Source organism: Sphingobacterium sp. WM (assembly GCF_029542465.1).
Taxonomy (GTDB): Bacteria; Bacteroidota; Bacteroidia; order Sphingobacteriales; family Sphingobacteriaceae; genus Sphingobacterium; species Sphingobacterium cellulitidis.
Map to the genome: position 1 here is coordinate 138292 of NZ_CP120709.1, position 19931 is coordinate 158222.

13 protein-coding genes are annotated in these 19931 nt (G+C 37.3%); 10 read left to right on the plus strand and 3 right to left on the minus strand.

The features are described from left to right. Positions 1-145 precede the first annotated feature (145 nt). The 4 genes from PZ892_RS00605 (at position 146) to PZ892_RS00620 (ending at position 5597) form a co-directional block, all read left to right on the plus strand. A complete protein-coding gene (locus PZ892_RS00605) occupies positions 146-481 on the plus strand; it encodes a PadR family transcriptional regulator (protein ID WP_094257550.1) in 336 nt (111 codons plus the stop codon). A gap of 36 nt (positions 482-517) precedes the next feature. Beyond that, complete coding sequence (locus PZ892_RS00610; RefSeq protein ID WP_277711938.1) at positions 518-2299, plus strand: PspC domain-containing protein; 1782 nt, start codon at positions 518-520, stop codon at positions 2297-2299. Between the two features lie 54 nt (positions 2300-2353). Then, entirely contained in the window at positions 2354-4783 is a 2430-nt protein-coding gene (locus PZ892_RS00615; RefSeq protein ID WP_277711940.1) for an outer membrane beta-barrel family protein, read from the plus strand. 226 nt (positions 4784-5009) lie between these two features. Continuing rightward, positions 5010-5597, plus strand: coding sequence for a TIGR00730 family Rossman fold protein (locus tag PZ892_RS00620; protein ID WP_094280960.1), 588 nt, complete (start codon positions 5010-5012; stop codon positions 5595-5597). 1 nt (position 5598) lies between these two features. Here the strand turns inward: PZ892_RS00620 and uxaC are convergent, their stop codons facing one another. After that, the gene (uxaC, locus tag PZ892_RS00625) at positions 5599-7011 is read right to left on the minus strand and encodes a glucuronate isomerase (RefSeq protein WP_277711941.1); all 1413 of its coding nucleotides are present in this window, start codon (positions 7009-7011) and stop codon (positions 5599-5601) included. A gap of 130 nt (positions 7012-7141) precedes the next feature. Here uxaC and PZ892_RS00630 point away from each other — a divergent pair, with 130 nt between their 5' ends. Next, positions 7142-7963, plus strand: coding sequence for an ATP-binding protein (locus PZ892_RS00630; protein WP_094257555.1), 822 nt, complete (start codon positions 7142-7144; stop codon positions 7961-7963). A gap of 68 nt (positions 7964-8031) precedes the next feature. Here the strand turns inward: PZ892_RS00630 and PZ892_RS00635 are convergent, their stop codons facing one another. Further along, positions 8032-8697, minus strand: a complete 666-nt coding sequence (locus PZ892_RS00635) for a TlpA disulfide reductase family protein (protein WP_277711943.1) — start codon at positions 8695-8697, stop codon at positions 8032-8034. Between the two features lie 264 nt (positions 8698-8961). Here PZ892_RS00635 and nagB point away from each other — a divergent pair, with 264 nt between their 5' ends. Both nagB and PZ892_RS00645 read left to right on the plus strand, forming a co-directional pair. Beyond that, on the plus strand, positions 8962-10881 hold the full coding sequence (nagB, locus tag PZ892_RS00640) for a glucosamine-6-phosphate deaminase (RefSeq protein WP_094257557.1): 1920 nt from the start codon (positions 8962-8964) through the stop codon (positions 10879-10881). 220 nt (positions 10882-11101) lie between these two features. Next, positions 11102-13516: a TonB-dependent receptor gene (locus PZ892_RS00645; RefSeq protein WP_277711944.1), complete on the plus strand. Its 2415-nt coding sequence runs from the start codon at positions 11102-11104 to the stop codon at positions 13514-13516. Positions 13517-13590: 74 nt separating this feature from the next. Here PZ892_RS00645 and PZ892_RS00650 read toward each other — a convergent pair whose 3' ends face one another. Then, positions 13591-14535, minus strand: coding sequence for a helix-turn-helix domain-containing protein (locus PZ892_RS00650; RefSeq protein ID WP_277711945.1), 945 nt, complete (start codon positions 14533-14535; stop codon positions 13591-13593). 89 nt (positions 14536-14624) lie between these two features. Here PZ892_RS00650 and PZ892_RS00655 point away from each other — a divergent pair, with 89 nt between their 5' ends. The 3 genes from PZ892_RS00655 (at position 14625) to PZ892_RS00665 (ending at position 19858) form a co-directional block, all read left to right on the plus strand. After that, positions 14625-17048 (plus strand): TonB-dependent receptor plug domain-containing protein, encoded by a 2424-nt coding sequence (locus tag PZ892_RS00655; protein ID WP_277711946.1) that lies wholly within the window; start codon positions 14625-14627, stop codon positions 17046-17048. 21 nt (positions 17049-17069) lie between these two features. Further along, complete coding sequence (locus tag PZ892_RS00660) at positions 17070-18425, plus strand: hypothetical protein (RefSeq protein WP_277711947.1); 1356 nt, start codon at positions 17070-17072, stop codon at positions 18423-18425. A 77-nt stretch (positions 18426-18502) separates the two neighbouring features. Then, positions 18503-19858 (plus strand): PepSY-associated TM helix domain-containing protein, encoded by a 1356-nt coding sequence (locus PZ892_RS00665; protein ID WP_277711948.1) that lies wholly within the window; start codon positions 18503-18505, stop codon positions 19856-19858. Positions 19859-19931 lie beyond the last annotated feature (73 nt).

The window sequence follows — 19931 nt, forward strand, 5'->3', positions numbered from 1 at the left end:
ACAATTTTTTTGGTTTTGAAAAGAATGTTTGGAAGTTGGACAAAAAATTATTCTCCTGTAAATCAGTGTGTTGTGATTAAACATTGAAAAAATATAGTACTATGTATTGCAAAGTACCATCCAAAGGATATATCTTTGTATTGTTATGATAGCTGAAAATACACAAACCCAAATGAGGAAAGGAATACTGGAATACTGTATTCTTTCAATTATTTCTCGGGGAGAAATATATGCCTCAGACATTATCAGCGAATTAAAGAAAGCTGAATTGTTGGTGGTTGAGGGGACATTATATCCATTGCTTACTAGATTAAAGAACAATGGTCTATTGAGTTATAACTGGAAGGAGTCTACTTCAGGTCCGCCACGAAAATATTATGAAATCACTTTAGAGGGGATGGAGGTCTTAAAACGTTTAGATGTTACATGGAAGGAATTACTTTTTGCGGTTGAGACGTCCCTACAAAACAGAGAAATTTAACTTATACCTTAACTACACCATTAACTAAATAAAGTCATGAACAAAACAATAATAATCAATATAAATAGTATCGTCTTTCACATTGAGGAGGATGCCTATGAAACCCTTCGGTCATACATGATCGAGATTAAGAGACATTTTGGAAAATCAGAAGATAGCCGTGAGATCTTAGAGGATATAGAGAATCGTATTGCAGAGATGTTTTCGGAGCGTATTCAAACGGGGCGCAAGGAAGTTATCAATCGTGAGGATGTTGAGCAAGTGATATCTCAAATGGGTCGTGTTAGCGATTTTGAGTTGGAGAATGGCGATGAGCCTAGAATGGAGACCGAGCCAAAAGCGGCATTTTCAGATTATGCAGAAGGCGATGAAGCTAGACAGACACAAGAGGCACCGGCTCAAGAACCTAGCCCTGAGCCTAACTTTACGGAGTATTTAACATCTAAGAAGTTGATGCGCGACATGGATGATAAGGTTTTAAGTGGTGTTTGTAGTGGTCTAGCCCATTACTTCAACATTGAGACCAAATGGGTTCGTGTAATTTTCATCTTATTCTTTTTGTTTGGTGGATCAGGCGTGTTATTGTATTTCGTGTTATGGGCTGTCATGCCAAAAGCAGTAACCCGTGCGGATAAATTAGCGATGCGTGGGGAGCAGGCGAACCTTCATAATTTCAAGAAGTCATTTGATGAAGAAATGAAAGGTATTCGTGAAAATTTTACCGGGGCCGGCGAGCATATTAGTCGAGGAGCACGTTCGGTTGGAGACTCTTTAGGATCTTTTTTCTCGATCATCGGAAAAATTTTAGCGGTATTGGTATTAATCTGGGCAGGGTTGAGTATCATAGGTATGTTTATCTTCTTCGTGTTCAACGTATTGAACATCATGGGATATCAAAATCCTATATTCTTCCCACCATTGGAGGTACTAGATCCAACATCGGCATTTTTTGCTATTCTTTCGGGAACTGTAGCGATCATTATTCCACTTCTAGCCTTGTTTTTTGTGATGTTACGGGTCGTGTTTAAAACAAGACCGATGAATAATTATGCAAGTATGACTTTGTTGGCTACTTGGATAGTTTCTATCGTGATGATTTTATACTTCGTAGTTGTTACTAATCAGGATTTTGTAGAAGAAAGCACAATTTCTGTTGAGAAAACACTGGATAAAAAGGATACCTATATTATTTCAGAGAATGATGTTCGCGTGATCAAGGCAACAGATGAAGACTTTATCAAGAAAAGAATCAATCATGGGAAAGATGGATTATTGATTGGTAATTACTTAAGGAATGACATTTCGGTTCATATAGAACCAGTTGATTCCTTGAAAGCACCGTATATACAGTACAATTATATTGCTAAGGGGGCATCCTATGCAGCAGCATCAGCTCGGGCATCGAAAATCTCTTATCAAGTGAATCAGAATGCGGATAACTTAATGTTTGATAGTCATTTTGCATTACAGGATAAGCAATTAATTCGCGATCAACATGTTCGGATGAATGTATACCTTCCTGTGGGCACGAAGGTATTATTAAATCGAAATATGGAATGGAAAGTTCGTGACATCTGGGCACATGAATGTCATGGTAAAGAGGAATCGAAATTTTCAGAGTGGATAATGACCAAGAATGGATTGAAATGTATTCTTAAGCTAGAGGAAGAGAAGGCGAAGGAAGCTGAGGAAAAAGTGAAAGAAGCAGAGGAGAAAGCGAAGGAAGCTGAAGAGGAAGCGAAAGAAAAATTAAAAAAAGAAAATAAAGAAGCAACTACTGAAGGCGCAAAAGCGTCTTCAGAAGAGAATAACGCATAAGGGCAAAAAAAACAATTAAACATTTTACAAAAAACTAACTAGCGAAAAACTATAATGGGAAGAATAATTACAATCATGATCCTTTTTCTTGCATCGGTCGTCGGGAAAGCCCTTGCAAATCCAAAGGCACAGGATACTGATATCAAGGGGAAGGTCGTCAATCAGGATAATCAACCGGTGGTTTCGGCCTCGGTATATTTAATGTCAAGTACGGCAAATGTATTAATCAAAAGTGCTGTTACAGACGAGAATGGAGTTTACACAATCATCAAAGCACCTAAGGGCTCATATTATATAGAGGTAAGTTCTGTGGGGTATGGCAAGAGTAAATCTGCGGTTTTCGAACTTGGGGATAAGACTTATGAGGTTGAGGATATTAAGATCTCACCAAGCAGTCAAGCTATTGAGGCCGTCACTGTTGAAGGTAGAGCACCTCTGGTTCAAAATGTGAATGGAAAGCTTGTATTAAACGTTGAGAATTCGACTTTAGCTGCTGGAAATAATGCATTAGAGGTGGTAAAGCGTGCGCCAGGTGTAAGTGTTGATAAGGATGATAACCTTCAATTGATGGGTCAGCAGGGTGTAACGGTTACTATTGACGGGCGTCAGACCTATATGACAGGAGAGCAATTGGCGACATTTTTAAAATCTACAGACGCGAGTCAAATCAAGAGTGTTGAAGTAACGACTACACGTTCGGCAAAAGATGATGCTGAAGGTGCTGTAGGGACTATCAATATTGTGTTGAAGAAAAGCAAAACAGAAGGTTTTAATGGATCATTTATCGCTAGCGCGGCACATGGTAAACATCCAAGAGGGAATACTTCTTTAAATATCAATTATAAAAAGAACAATACAACCTTGTTTGGTTCGTACGCATATACCAATAATAAGGAAGAGAATACGTTGAATATATATCGTGAGATTAGGAATGCGGGCAATATTACTTATTTCGATCAAAAAGCACAGATCTTAGAGAAAAATAATAGCCATAACTTCCGTGCTGGGATTGAGCAGAAAACATCTGAAAATAATACGATGATGTTTCAGGTTTCAGGCAACAAATACTCTGAAGATTCAGAAAATACAAGTGCGACAACGATTGGGAAATCGGTTTCAGTGATTGATTCCATTTTGAGGTCACCAGCAGTGAATGATATGAGTTTAAGTCGTGTTTCCCTGAACTTCAATAATGAATATAAGATGGATACTTTGGGTCAGAAATTGACCTTGGACTTAGACTGGAGTATTTTCAATAATGATGCGAACATGAATTACCATAATCGTATGGAATTTCCAAATGGATCCTTGGTAAAGCCGGAAACATTTGATCGTAGTATCATGCCAACCGATATTGATATTTATGTTGGGAAATTGGATTATGTAAAACCATTCAAGAAAGGAAACTTAGAAGCTGGATTGAAATACAGTAAAGTTCAGTCTGATAATAACATGATCTATGATCGGTTAAAAGGGGATGTTTGGGAAAATATCGCTAATCGATCAAATCATTTTATTTATGATGAGCAAATTGCTGCGGGATATATGGATTACAGCAGAGCCTTCGGTAAATGGACTACCAAAGTTGGCATCCGTGCAGAATACACGAAATCGAATTCAGAATTTGTATCCACAGGCGAGAATTTTGAAAGGGATTACTTGGATTGGTTCCCATCGGCGAACCTAGGTTATAACTTAAGTGAGAATCATATTTTCTCCTTGGGCTATGCAAAGAAAATAACTCGTCCTAATTATAGGTTCTTGAATCCGTTCAGATATTATATTGATGAGAAAACGTATCAATTAGGTAATCCAGATGTTAAGCCTCAGTATACGCATGGTTTCACATTGAACTATACGCTGATGCAAATGTTCAATTTCACCTTAGGAACTGATATTACGAACGATGCGATTGTTGAAAGTATGGGTCAAGACTCTATCAAGAATGAGACATGGGTGACCAGAGAGAACTTAGGTCGTTCTGTAACCTCCTATTTAAACATGAATATACCGTTCAAAGTTGGTAAGTTCTGGACGATGAATAATAATATTACGGGAATCTATATGCATTTTAAAGGTCCTATCGCCGGTTCGGTTGTTGACCGTGGATCCTTTTTTATCCAAGCAAATAGCTTTCATAATTTCAGGGTAAATCCACAATGGTCATTCGAGGCCTCAGTCAATGGAAACACGCCTTTTATATACAACCTGTTTAAAATCCAGGGTAGAATTAATACCGACTTGGGTGTAAACTACAACTTTAAAGATCAGAAAAGCTCTTTAAAATTGGCGATGACCGATGTATTCAGGAGCAGTAGAAATAATTTAGATACAGATTTCAACGAATTTCGTTCAAGAATTCGTCAATACAATGATAATCAAACAGTCCGCTTGACTTTCACATATAAATTCGGAAACTTAAAACAACAAATCCGTAAAAGTGACTCGAAAAATGAGGAAAAAGATCGGGTGTCAGTGAACTAATAAAGAACTTTGTTTCAATGTTTAGTTAATAAAGGTCTCAGTCTCCCAAACTGGGGCCTTTTGGTTTTTGAAGTATTTAGTATTTAGTATTTAGTATAGAGTATTTAGACCGATGTCTGTCCCTGATGTATGTTGACCACAAATTTCAATTAACAATGAAAGCAAATTGGGGTAGATTTTGTGATTCGGGTATAGACTTTTCGGGTGGATTGTATAACTTTATTCAATGAAATTAAATCAAATAGTTGTTTTTTGTGCTTCAAGTCCTGGACATGAGGGGACTTTTGTGAATGCAGCTCGTGAGGTTGGTCGTGTATTTGTTGAGCGTGGGATTACTTTAGTTTATGGGGGAGGCAGAGTAGGCTTGATGGGTGCTGTTGCGGATGCGGTTATGGAGAATCAAGGTCAGGTAATTGGGGTTATTCCACAGTTTTTGAATAGCAAGGAAATTGGTCATAACGGAATTACAACTTTGATCGAAGTTGATACGATGCATGAACGCAAGGCAAAAATGAATGCTCTATGTGATGGGGTGATTGCCTTGCCGGGAGGTTTTGGAACCATGGAGGAGTTATTTGAAATGACTACATGGGGTCAGTTAGGACTACATAAAAAGCCAATAGGGATATTAAATATTAATGGATTTTATGATCATCTGATTGCATTTATTCAGCATATGGTGGATACGGGGTTATTGAAGGAGGAAAATCAAAGGATGATTTTATATGCTGATAATATTGAGGATTTATTGGAACAAATGGAGGCGTATGAAGCTCCACCTGTTCCAAAATGGTTAAATCTGGAAAAATCCTGATTTATTTTTGATTGTTGAAAGGAAAATAGGCTTTGGCATTATAATAACAGATATCCTGAATTATTTTGCCAATCCATTTAATATCATGTGGAAGTTCGCCATTTACGATGTCTTCAGCGAAGATATTACATAACAACCTTCTGAAGTACTCATGTCTTGGGAAAGATAAGAAGCTTCTGGAGTCGGTCAACATCCCCACAAAACGGCTGATTAAGCCAATGTTTGAGAGGCTATTGATCTGTTTGGTCATACCATCCTTTTGGTCATGATACCACCAAGCTGAACCAAATTGAATTTTTCCAGCAATACTTCCATCATTGAAGTTTCCACACATCGCGGCGAACAGGTCGTTATCGGAAGCATTTAAATTATAAAGTATTGTTTTTCCGAGTTTGTCATTTGCTGATAAACGATCCAAGAATTTCACTAAACTTAATCCCTGAGAATAATCACCGATACTATCAAAGCCCGTATCAGGTCCTAATTTTTGTAAGGAACCCGAGTTCGTGTTTCTAAATGCGCCCACATGAAACTGTTGCACCCAATTTTTTTCATGATCCCATTCTGCGAATTGAATCAATAGGGCTGATTTGAACTTATTGACTTCTTCTAGGCTCAGGTTGTTTCCAGATCTCAGCTTTTTAAAGATCGCATTGATTTCAGATTCAGTAAAATCTTCGGCGTAAAGATGGCTTAGGCCATGATCTGATACACAGCAGCCATTTTCAGCAAAGTAATCATGTCTTGATTTTAGAGCGTCCAAATAGTCTTGGAGACTGTTTATTTCTGTATTTGCAACTTCAGCAAGCTTATTCACATATTGATTGAAGGCTTCTTTATTTTCTGGGGCCATGGCTTTATCAGGACGGAAAGCAGGGAACATACTGAACTTACCTGGATTTTTAAGGTATGCCTGATGGAATTCCAAAGAGTCAATGGGGTCGTCTGTGGTACAGATAGTTTCGACTTTCATCTGTTCCAACAAACCATGGACTGACATATTAGGTTTGGAAAGGTCCTGATTGGCTTTCTCGAAAACTTGATTAGCATTATCTGCAGAAAGTAAATCATGGATACCAAAATAACGTTGAAGTTCTAAGTGTGTCCAGTGATAAAGTGGATTTCTCAAGGTGTAAGGAACAGTTTCAGCCCATTTCTTGAATTTGTCGAGATCCGAGGAATTTCCAGTAATATATTTTTCATCAATTCCATTTGCACGCATGGCTCGCCATTTATAATGGTCTCCCTGCAACCAAATTTCCGTGATATTTGAAAATTGCTTATTCGAAGCTACTTCATTTGGAGGTAAATGATTGTGATAATCTATTATTGGGAGATCTTTGGCGTAATCATGGTACAGTTCTACTGCTACTTGGCTTTGCAACAAAAAATTTTCGTCCAAGAATGGTTTCATATTCTCTTGTTATTATTTTTTAAGTTTAGAATTGAGTGTGGTTGAAAATAAGTAATAATCGCTTAAAAGCTATCAAAAACCTTTAAAAAAATCTTATATTTATATTTAATCGCGTCAAAAACAACTATATATGAAAACGACATTATTTATTTCACTTTTGGTCTTATGTTCACAACTAGGCTTTGGTCAGACGAAATTGACCCAATTATGGGAATCTAAAGAGCAATTGCCGACTCCTGAATCGGTCTTATACGATGCAGATAAATCAGTTTTATATGTTTCATTGATTGATGGCGATGGTGTTGCCAAAGATGGTAAAGGCGGTGTTGCAATATTGAATATGGATGGTAGTTTAAAAGATGCTACTTGGGTACAAGGATTAAATGCTCCGAAAGGTCTGGCGATGCACAAGGATTTACTTTATGTAGCTGATATTGATCAAGTGGTCGTAATTGATATGATTACTGGCAATGTTATCAATGAAATCAAGATTCCTGATGCTCAATTCCTGAATGATGTTACGGTTGATAAAAATGGTAAGGTCTATGTATCTGATACCAGAAGAGGAGAAATCTATTTAATTCATAATAATAAACCCTCTTTATATATGAAAGATTTGAAGGATGTCAATGGATTGAGAGTTATTGACGGGGTTTTATATGCGATGGTAGGTCCGGAGCTTTGCAAGATTGAGCCTAACAAAGGATATACGGTACTTGCAAAAGGATTGAAGCTTGGAGGAGATGGATTAGAACCCGTAGGTGATGGTAGCTTTTTGGTTACTTGTTGGGGCGGATTGATTTATCATATCGCTGCCAATGGAACCGTAACTGAGCTTCTTGATGTTCAAGGTAAAATGAAAACGGCAGATCTAGGTTATAATCAAAAGGAAAGAATTTTATATGTTCCTACCTTTTTGAATAATAGCGTTGTAGCTTATAGGCTGGATTAATAGCCAATAAAGGAAATAAAAAAAGGATTCAAGTTTAACTTGAATCCTTTTTGTGTTTTGGAATATCTCTATTTCAGTAATTCTCTTAATTTATTATTCAGGTCATCCCCATGAAGGTTTCTAGCAATCACTTTACCTTGTGGGTCGACGAGGATATTTTGAGGAATGGCTTTAATACCATAGGCTATACTTGCTGAATTATCCCAGCCTTGAAGATCGGATACATGTTTCCAAGTCAGATTATCATCTTTTACCGCTTTAGCCCATGCATCAAACTCTCTGTCGAAAGAAACACCAAGGATTTCAAAATTCTTGTCTTTAAATTCGGCGTAGGTTTTTACCAATTTAGGGTTTTCTTCTCGACAAGGAGGACACCATGATGCCCAAAAGTCAATCAGAACATATTTACCTTTTAAATCTGATAAGGAATAAGGTTCACCAGTTAAGTCCAATTGAGTAATGCTTGGTGAAGTTTTTCCGGGCAATGTGTTTTTTAATGCATCTAAATAGCGGTCAAAGAGCTTTCCTTCATTAGATTTTCTAACTTTTTTATCTAGTTTTTTAAATAATGCTGCTAATTCATTGTAATCAGGGTAATAACCACCGACCTTCTGAATTAGACGAATGGAGCTGATTTCTTTAGGATTTGCTTTGACTTGAGCAATGAGTTCTTCCTTCGTTTGAGCGAATAATAAACTGGGGATGAATGCTATAAATAATATAAAATTCTTCATATGTTGATTTCTGTTCGACAAAATTATAAATAAACTACTTAATTGGTAGATTATTTTTTGTAAAATTTTCTTGATGTTCTATAGTAGAAAAAAATAAATTAATAAATAATAGTAGTGTGGTTGGGATAATTAATGATTAAAATAATTGCATTGGCTGTGATTTTTGCCAAAAATGGCGATAAAAATAAAAAGATTTGTATTTTTTGCTTTGACAGCCTTATAAATTGTTAAATTTGAGGCTCACTAAGGTATTTTTCAATTTAAATGGCAAGATTAAATTTATTAGAGGAAACCCGGTTTGAGAAAGTTCCGGTAACGGTTTATCCCTCTCAAGACGAGGCATCTGTTAAAGTTGCTGAGCGCATTGCTTCGATTATCAAAGACAAGGATGCGAAAGGGGAAAAGGCTGTTCTTGGATTAGCCACAGGAGCAACGCCTATTAAAGTCTACAAAGAACTTGTTCGTCTTCATAAAGAAGAAGGTTTAAGCTTCCAAAATGTAGTAACATTCAATTTGGATGAGTATTATCCGATGTTACCTACTGCGGAGCAAAGTTATGTAGCATTCATGAACAAGCATTTGTTCAATCTAGTTGATATTCCTAGAGAGAACATCAACATTCCGGACGGTACATTAGCGCCGGAAGATGTCCAAAAATTTTGTGAAGCATATGAGCAGAAGATCTCCAGTTTAGGAGGTTTGGATATTCAATTATTGGGAATTGGTCGTACAGGACACATTGGTTTTAACGAGCCAGGTTCAGCGCCAAACTCAGGTACTCGCTTAGTAACCTTAGATGACCTTACAAGAAGAGATGCATCACGCGATTTCGGTGGTAAGGAAAATGTACCTACAAAAGCGATTACGATGGGTGTTGGAACAATTTTTAAAGCCAAGGAAATTGTTTTGATGGCGTGGAATGAGAAGAAAGCGGAAATTGTTAAAAAAGCAGTTGAAGGTGAAATTTCTTCGGATATTCCAGCGACTTATCTACAGATGTCTGACCATGTAGAGTTTATTCTAGACGAGGATGCAGCCTCAGCATTGACGAGGTTCAACTTGCCTTGGTTAGCGCATGATGTTGTTTGGACTGATAATTTAGTTAAAAAGGCTGTGGTATGGCTTTCCTTACATTTGGATAAAGCTATTCTGAAACTTACAGATGATGACTATAACAATAATGGTATGGCTCAATTGATTACTGAGCAAGGTACTGCTTATAGTATTAACATCCGTATTTTCAATGATTTACAACGTACTATTACAGGTTGGCCAGGTGGTAAACCAGGGGTTGATGATTCTAATCGCCCTGAAAGAGCTGAACCGGCACATAAAAATGTAATATTATTCTCTCCACATCCAGATGATGATGTGATCTCCATGGGTGGTACTTTCATTCGTTTGGCAGATCAAGGTCATAATGTGCATGTGGCATACCAAACTTCAGGTAACACTGCCGTATGGGATGATGATGTATTGCGTTATTTAGAGTTTGTACAAGACTATGCCGTTGTTGTTGAAGATGACAATGGGGTAACTCGTAAGATCTATGACGATGCACGTGAGTTTTTCAAAGTAAAACAACCAAATCAAGTAGATCCTGAAATTATCAGAACTATTAAGGGATTAATCCGTAAGGGTGAAGCAATTGCTGGAGCACGTTTTGTTGGTCTTCCAGATGAGAATATTCACTTTATGGATCTTCCATTCTACGATCGTGGTAAATTCTCCAAAGAGATTGATTTTGAGGATGATATTCAACAAACCATGGAATTATTACGTCAGGTAAAACCACAACAGGTTTTTGCTGCTGGTGATTTCGCGGATCCACATGGAACCCACAAAGTTTGTTTCGACATTATCTTAGAAGCATTATTGCGTTTAAGAGAGACAGATGAATGGACTAAGGATTGTTGGTTATGGTTATACAGAGGAGCATGGCATGAGTATCCTATTCATGATATCGAAATGGCTGTACCACTTTCACCACAAGAAGTAAAGCGCAAGCGTTTGGCGATTTTCAAACACCAATCTCAAAAAGATCTTCCTGTATTCCCAGGAGATGATCCAAGAGAATTTTGGGTTCGTGCGGAAGACCGTACTAGTGAAACAGCGGGTCTATATCATCAATTAGGCCTTGCGAACTACGAAGCAATAGAGGCTTTCGTTCGTTGGAAATTTTAATAAAGTATATATTAATTAAGGAAAGCAGCTGTCCACATCGGACAGCTGCTTTTTTAATGTCCTTGTTTTCAGCAGGCTGATTTGATGGGAAGAAAGCTGTATAAATGAAATGTTTATTAAAAATTTCGGATTATTAAAGTTTTTGTCGGATTGTTTATTTTTTGCTATTCAAGTCAAGGTTACTTTTGCATACTATTTAGAATTAGTACAAATAAAGGTAATGAAGACAAAATATATATTAGCTCTGATAGGAGCAACTACTATTTTTACTGCAGCGAATGCACAAACCACCTTAAAGGGTAAAGTCAGCAGCAATAACAATGAATCCATTTCGGGATTAAATGTAAAGGTTCAGGATCAAGTAACGATGTCGGATGCCAATGGGTACTTCGAATTGTATATTCCCTTTTCTGGTTCGTTCAACGTTGAAATCACAGGGGTTGGCTATGACAAGGAATCCGTATATGTAAATCCAAAGGAATTCACTACGCAATTAGGAACCATAGTAGTAAGGCAATCGAATCAAAAAATCCAGGAAGTAGAAGTTACAGGATACAACTCGATCAATGATAAAGTACTGAATGTAGGCAAGGCAGGGATTATTGATCGGGACTTGCCACAAGCGGTTCAAATTATAAACAAGCAAGTCATTGCCGACCAACAGGTAAATAGATTGAGTGATGCTTTGAAGAATGCGAATGGAGTTGCTATGGGGGCGAATCGTGGTGGTGTCAATGAGAATTTTTATGCTCGTGGATATAGCTTAGGTGCCAATAATATCTTTAAAAACGACGCCCGAACAAATAATGGTGGATCGATTGAGGCCAGCACCTTGGAATCTGTTGAAATATTAAAAGGAAGTGCCGCGATTTTATATGGAGGTGTAACTGGCGGTGCGGTTATCAATTTGGTTACTAAAAAGCCAAAGTTTGAATATGGTGGTGAAGTTTCGATGCGTGTAGGTAGTTATAATCAGTATAAACCCATTGTGGATGTTTATGGGCCTATTTCAAAGAAATTAGCATTTAGAGTAGTTGGAACTGGAGAATATGCAGAAAGCTATCGCGATTATGTTGAAAGTAAACGGTTTTATATTAACCCCTCCCTACTCTATCAAATCTCAGATAAAACTAGTATTAACCTGATGTTCGATTATTTGAAATCTGATTATACACCAGATTTCGGAATTGGTTCAGTAGATGGAAAAATCAATAAAGAAGTTGGTCGAAATACGTTCTTGAATACAGGCTGGGCTTTCAATAAAACCAATTCTAAGAATGGTCAATTAAATTTTGAGCATGTTTTCTCAGAGAATTGGAATTTGCAAGCAATAGCGAGTTACCAGCAATATGGCCGGGATTATTATGGTTCAGAAAGAATTCAAGCGAAGTCTTCCATGTTTCCTCGGAATTTAAATCGAACAGAACAGGATGAGATTACTTTCAATCAACAAGTTAATTTACGTGGAAACCTAAAAACAGGAGGTCTGAAACATCAGCTTGTCATTGGAGCAGATGCGGACCAATCGAACACGAAGAATTATGCCTTCAATATTTTTGCGAATGGGCTCAATGTAGCGCCAAACGCGGTTTATGATACCATAAATATCTTTGATCCGTATAATTCGATTAAGCGTACGGATATGCCAGGAGTTGGATTAAAAACCAGAACCAGTACGGATATCTACCGTTATGGTGTATTTGTTCAGGATTTGATCTCCTTAACGGAACAATTTAAAGTGTTGGCAGGTATTCGTTATACCCATCAAACTACCCAAAATGCGGAGGTTTACGACTATGCGAAAGGCGAGACGACAGTTACTCCAAATAAAGGAAAAGATGATGTTGACATGGGCAATAAGGTAGATAAAGCATGGTCTCCTAAGTTTGCCTTTATTTATCAACCTATTCCGACTACGAGTATCTTTGTAAGTTATTCTAATAATTTCACTCCTAATTCAGGATATGATATCAATTATCAGCCTATGGGACCGTCTGTAATTGATCAATACGAGGCAGGGGTAAAAAATGATTTCTTTAAAGGTAGATTATCAGCGAATCTGACTTGGTATAGAATTGTAAATAATAGATTTGCACAGTCTATTATCCCAACAGATCCGACCAAAGTTGATGTAAATATGAAGGAATTTACTGGTAAAACAGCTTCAGATGGAGTTGAGTTGGATTTAACAGGTAAGATTTCAGAGGGGTTAAATATCATGGCAGGTTATAGCTATAACTTTATGCGATATTTGGAAACCAATGATTTAGGGAATGTTGAAGGGGTTCGTTTGGTTGGGACAACGGCTCATACAGCCAATGGAACGGCTTTTTATACTTTCCAAAATGGTAATTTGAAAGGATTGAAACTTGGTTTATCAGCCTTTTACACAGGTAAAAGGAATGCAGGATGGAATAATACCAAAGCAAATATCAAGGATGGTTTAGACCGATTGATTGCCGTGGATCCATTCAGCACATTTGATTTTTCTGCGGGTTATAGTTATAAAAATTGGAGTATCCTGGGAAAAGTGAGCAATATTGGAGATGCCTTCAATTACTATGTTCATGAGAATTATAGTGTGAACCCTATTCCGCCAAGAAGTTTTACAGGAACATTGAGTTATAAGTTTTAATAAATCAGAAGCAAAGAAAAACCGGGTTGTCTAAACAATCCGGTTTTTTTTGTAATTATTAAGGATAAAGAGTTTTAAAATATGTGAATATTATTTAGGATATCCGGCAAGGCTTGCACACCTTCATGAGCGATCAAGAAGGTATAGCGCAAGGAATTTGGGATGATTCCGAAATACTTTTTAAAAGCGGTTGTAAAATGGGTTGAATGTTTATAACCTGTCATTCGGGCCACATCAGAGATGCGGTATTTTCCCATTAAAATAAGCTTTTTAGCATGCTCCATTTTCATTTCAGTGATGTAATTCATGATGGTCTTACCATAGAATTGCTTGAAATGTTTCTTTAAATACTGTTCGTTGGTTCCTACCGACTTGGCTAAGTCTGAAATTGTATGATTTTTTGAAAGATCCTCATCGATTAATTTCTTGGCCATCTGAATTTTGTCATAATGGTTTTTATTGACGATGATTTCTTTGTTTTCATTTTCTACATACAGACTTTCCACCTGATGAATAATGATTTCCAACAGAAGGGATTGAATTTTCAACTGATTGATATAAGAATCAGCTTCATAAAGATCAAAGATCTGTTGCAGAGAAAGTTCAATTCTTGCGTCTGCTTTGGTCAAAAGACCATGTTGAAACCTGTTTTTATCAGTGATATACTTATCGTGAAATGCAAGAAGTTTATCGCTCGGGATCAACATTAAAAGAATTCGATTGTCAAGGCAGATGCTTTTGAGGTCGAACAAGTCAGCCTTATTCAAATGGATTAATAAGTTGTCTCCAGCATTGAGGAGGTAGGTTTCTTGTTGTATTTGAATGGTACAATTTGCTGAGTCATCGAGGATCAATAGATTTAAATAGCCTTCAATTGGGGAAATAAAGTTGAATCTTTGGCGACCTTTTAAGACCGTAAAATACATAAGAGTCCCCAGTTCCAGCATGTTAGCTGACAAACTGTTATTGGATTCCGATAATTTTTCCGATTGCGTAGCTTTTTTTTCCGATTGCGTCATTTTGCTATTTAGAATAATTCTACATTTGCAGCAGTATTTATTTAGACTTGTTCTAAAGAAAGTCGAAGTTAGTATATTATTCTGTAATAATGAAACAATTTTACCTTACCAATTTATTTTTTATCCTCTGTACCATCGTTTATGGACAGACTTCTACTATTACAGGTAAGGTTCATTTATTAGATGGCACTGCGGTTGCTCAGGCGACTGTTCGAGTTGAAGGGACACCAATTGCAAGTGTTTCAGACCATAATGGTTTCTATAAATTAGAGGCTGTACCTTATGGGAAGCAAACGATTTTAGTAACATCTATTGAAATCAAACCCAAAAGACTTCCCCTGGATGTTAAAAAGGAGAGTTATGATTTACATATTCATATTGATCCGCGTGGAGACATCAGTTTAGACGAGGTTCGAGTTCAAGGAAATTCGGTCAAACGCGAGATTGAGACCAAGGGTTTTGCTGTTAATGTGATTGAGACAAAGGAAGCATCTACTCGTAATATCCAAACCAATGAGCTATTAGATCGTACGGTTGGAGTTCGGGTTCGTCAGAGTGGCGGATTAGGATCAGAAGTTCAATATAACCTAAATGGGATGACAGGTCGTTCAGTTGGGATTTTTATTGACGGGATAGAGATTTCCACCTATGGTTCTTCCTTTAATCTAAATAATATTCCTCCATCGATGATTGAGCGGGTTGAGGTTTATAAGGGTGTTCTGCCAGCGCATTTAAGTGGGGATTTATTGGGTGGTGCTATCAATATTGTTCTTAAAAAAGGAACTTCTACCAATAATTTATCGGCATCTGTTTCATACGGTTCTTTCAATACAACCCAATCGGATGTGAGTGGATTATATAGAAATTCCAAAAATGGATTTACGGCTCGGGTTTCAGGGAGTTTCTTAAATTCTGATAATGACTATGAGATTTGGGGGAAGTTTTCAAAATACATCATGCCAGATGGAGTAGTGCAACGTAATTACCGGACAAAACGTTTCTTTGATGGTTATAAAGCAATTTCAGGTCGTTTTGAATTTGGTTTTACGGATGTAAAATGGGCGGATGTCTTTTTCTTAGGGTATAATATTTCAGATTCACATAAAGAAATTCAGCATGGCCAGACGATGGGGACTCCTTATATGGGCAGGACCTCAGATGCTACGGCGAATGTATTAAGCTTGACCTATAATAAGAAGGATTTATTTGTACCGGGTTTGAGGTTGAATTTAAATGCGGTGCATAGTTTCCGTAATACCAATATCGTGGATACTATTCCATGGGCATATAACTGGGATGGGCAGATCCGCATAGATTTTAAGGGTAATCCTGTTAAACGTAGCGATGGGGCACAACAAGGGAAACCTTCCTTGACAGATATTAATCGTCAGGTGACGAATATCCGTTCGAATCTTAGTTATGATATTTTCTCAGGACATAGATTATCTGTAAACCATGTGTTTTATACAGTTGATCGTAAGGACAAAAACTTATTGATCAAGGATGGTAATTCAGGGGTAAATAGTTCAAATGATTTATCTAAGAGCGTATTTTCCTTTAATTATGAAGCCCAGACTTTCAATAATAAATTAACGACGAATCTATTCTACAAGCTTTACCAGCAATCGTTGGGAGATATCAAATATAAGGGTGTAATAGAAAATGGTCAGACTGTTATCGTGAAGGATGAAATTCGTGATAACAGGTTTAACTCAGGATATGGCTTGGCGGTATCTTATAAATTATTTAACCAGTTTATTCTATTGACTTCAGCTGAAAAGGCTGTTCGCATGCCCTCAGACAATGAGATTTTTGGTAGCCCTGAAGATAATGTTTTGTCAAACTCTGTTCTACTGCCTGAAGTCAGTGATAATTATAATGCTGGATTTCGTTTAGGAACGTTTGAATTTGGCGATAACAAATTTGTGCTGGGGACCAATGTGTTTTGGCGAAACACCAAAGATAGAATTATGCCAAGGGCGAATGAATTGATAAACAGCCAAGAAATAGAGTTGACCCAGTTTGTAAACTTAGGTAAATCACAATCCTTGGGTTTTGAAGGAGAATTCAGTTATGGCTATAAAGATAAGTTGAGTTTGATGTTTAACTTTTCAAAATTCAATTCATTGTTCAAGCAGGAGTTTGATGCGACGACAGGTCAAAAGATGACCTATTACAATAAGCAAATTCCAAACGAACCTTTTTACACCATGAATGGAAATATCCATTATCGTCTGGATAATTTGATTCAAAAATCATCTCAATTAAACCTCTTCTATAATATTGGCTATGTGGCACCATTCAGCACGGTTTGGCCAGAATCGGATAATTTCATTACTCCTTCGCAGTATGCACAGAATCTTGGTATGAGTTATGTTTTTCCGAGCAAGAAGATAATTGTGGCATTGGATGTCAAGAATATTTTTAACGCGGAGATCTACGACAATTTTGCGGTTCAAAAGCCAGGGCGTGGGTTTTATTTAAAGCTGAATTACTCAATTAACAAAATATAATTACTCTCAAATAATAATCATATGAAATCGAATCTCTTAAAGTTTGCTGTACTTGCGGCAATTGCATCAAACATAACTTTTTCAAGTTGTTCTAAGGATAGTTCAGGACCTGAAGTTGAGGTAGAAGATAATATTCGTTGGATTACAGTTTCTGGGGCATTGATGGATGCCGAGCCAGGTGATGGTAATGCTGGGACCATGGTTTTCAGTATGAAACCGGAAGAGGCGAAGAATCCAAGTTTTTCAGTAAATGTATTTGACCAAGGCTTGCATGTTAAGTCATCAAGAACAGCGCGTTTACAAGGATCTGCTGACGGGAAATATTTGTATAACATCCAATATACGGGTGATGATGGTGGTATTTTCAATAAATATAGAGTTCGTGGCGGCAAGAATTTAACGCCAGATGGTCCGGAAGTTGAAACGGCGACTTATGTAAGTACCTCACCACGTTGGTTAAAAGCAGCGGAAGGAATTGGAGTTGCTGTTAAGGCGGCAGGTAATGATGTTGTTTACACAGGTTCAGCTCCGAATTTTGTTTATAAGGAAAGATCTTCGGCTATTGATGTAATTTCATTGGATTTGAACAATCCTAGAATCACAGAGACCAATAAGTTTGAATTAAAAATGACTGCAGAAGAGATTGCTGCTGGTTATTATTTTAGCCGTATTGATGTTCCTGTAATCAATAAAGCGGGTAATAAAGTATTTATTGGTGCTGCAGTTTCTAAAGACAATACCAAGCAATTCACACTAGGAACAGATGGTAAACCAACTTGGGCAACAGACAGAACTGGAGAAAAAAGCTGGGCTAAAACATTGGTATTGGATTACCCATCCTTATCGAATCCAAAAGTTATCACTTCAAATAAAACTAGAGGTAATACAAATGGCTACCGTAGTACGATGCAATATGTTGGTACGGATGGTCATGTTTATCAGGCAACATCTGGTGAGGCTGCTGGTACAGGTGGTTCAAAAATCTTAAGAATTAACAGCTCTACCAATGATTATGATGCTTCTTATGTATTTAGCTTGGATCAAGCTTTAGGAGTTAAGGACTCTTACATTGAGACTTGGAAATATGTTGGTGATGGTATTGGCTATGTAGTTTATAATGTTGCTGGAAATGGTGGTTATATCGCTAGAGTTGACTTGAAAAATAATACTGCTAAGAAATACGATATACCAGGTGAGGCAGATTTAAAATTCCGTCAAATTCAAAACATTGCTTTAGAAGGAGATGATGTATTTATTGCTGTTGCTGCCGTAGGTAAAGATGGAAACATTTATGTTTTCAATAGAAAAACAGGAGCGATGACTGTTGGAGCGAAGCTTGTCAACAAAACTGGAAATCAATACATAGGTATTTATTAATACATCAATAATTTATCAATTCAGGTGTGCATTCAATTGCTCACCTGATTTTTTCATTAAATAGTACAAAGAGAAAAATGAGTAAAAAAGTAAGAAAATCAACAACCTGGATGAAGGTGCGGAAGCTGTTCAACGACATCCATTTATGGGGCGGGTTGATTTCAGGAATTGTAGTCTTCATTGTTTGTATCACAGGGACAATCTATACCTACAACACTGAGATTAGGGCGATGGCAATGCCAGAGTTCAATAAGGTAAAAGTTGAAGGAACTAAGAAAAATGCTGATGAGCTTTTGTCAATAGTAGAGCCGGAGGTAAATGGCAAGATTGTAGGTGTTAAGGTTCCGTTTGCAGAGAATGCAACGACCATGTTCATGTACAATAAGAAAGAAAAAGAAGGGGAAGGAAAAGAGGCTGAAAGTACGAAGCCTGAGAAAGCGGCACCAGCTCAAGCCGAGATAGGGAAATCCGAGAATAAAGAAGTTTCAGGAGGAAAACCTGCTGCTCCAGCAGCTGCGAAAGCGGGACCTGGAGGTCCTGGAGGCGGTCGTGGACCAAGAGCAAATCAATTGGCTGTGAATCCATATACTGGACAAATCATTGGTGATCCAAGTGATGTGAAGACTAAGACAGCTGAGTTTATGGGTAAGATGTTTAGCTTGCACCGTTGGTTGTTATTAAATGAAATTGAAGAACCCATTTTTGAAGGAGTTGAAAACAGGAAATTGGGATCTTGGATTACAGGGACGGCTACCTTATTGTTTTTGTTAGGAGTAATAACCGGGATTGTAATCTGGTTTCCGAATAAGTTGAGATCATGGAAGAATGGTTTAAATATTCGTTGGAATGCGAATTGGAAACGCGTGAACCATGATTTACATAATACGTTAGGTTTTTACAGCTGTATTATATTGTTCTTTATGGCCGTAACTGGTCCTTTCTGGTCATTTGACTGGTACCGTGCTGGTTGGCAAAAGACCTGGGGAACATACAAGTCTCCAGATGCAGCAAAAGTGGAAAAGGCTCCGGTATTATCCAATATTCCTGCTGATGGAAAGAAAGCTTTGAATATTGAGGAAACGATCTTGGCGGTGAATAAAATCCTTCCTTATGATGGGGATGTTACGATCAATTTTGCGAAAGATAGTGTCGGAACTGTATCAATCAGTAAGAACAGAGTGGGATTTTTTGCACCATCTGCAGGGGATAAATTAGTATTAGATCAATATAGTGGTGAAGTGTTGGAAAGAGATTTGTTTCGTGAGAAGCCATTTAATGAAAGAGCTTCAGCTTCGATCAAGGCTTTGCATATTGGTGATATCTATGGGCCATTTACGAAACTGCTATATTTCATTTCTTGTTTAATTGCGACATCATTGCCTGTTACAGGAGTAATGATTTGGATCAATAAAATGAAGAAAAAATCAAAATAGGATTAAAATTTCTCTTTATACTATGGGGTTTGGCTGTGATGGTCAAGCCCTTTTTTAATGCAAATTGACCTAG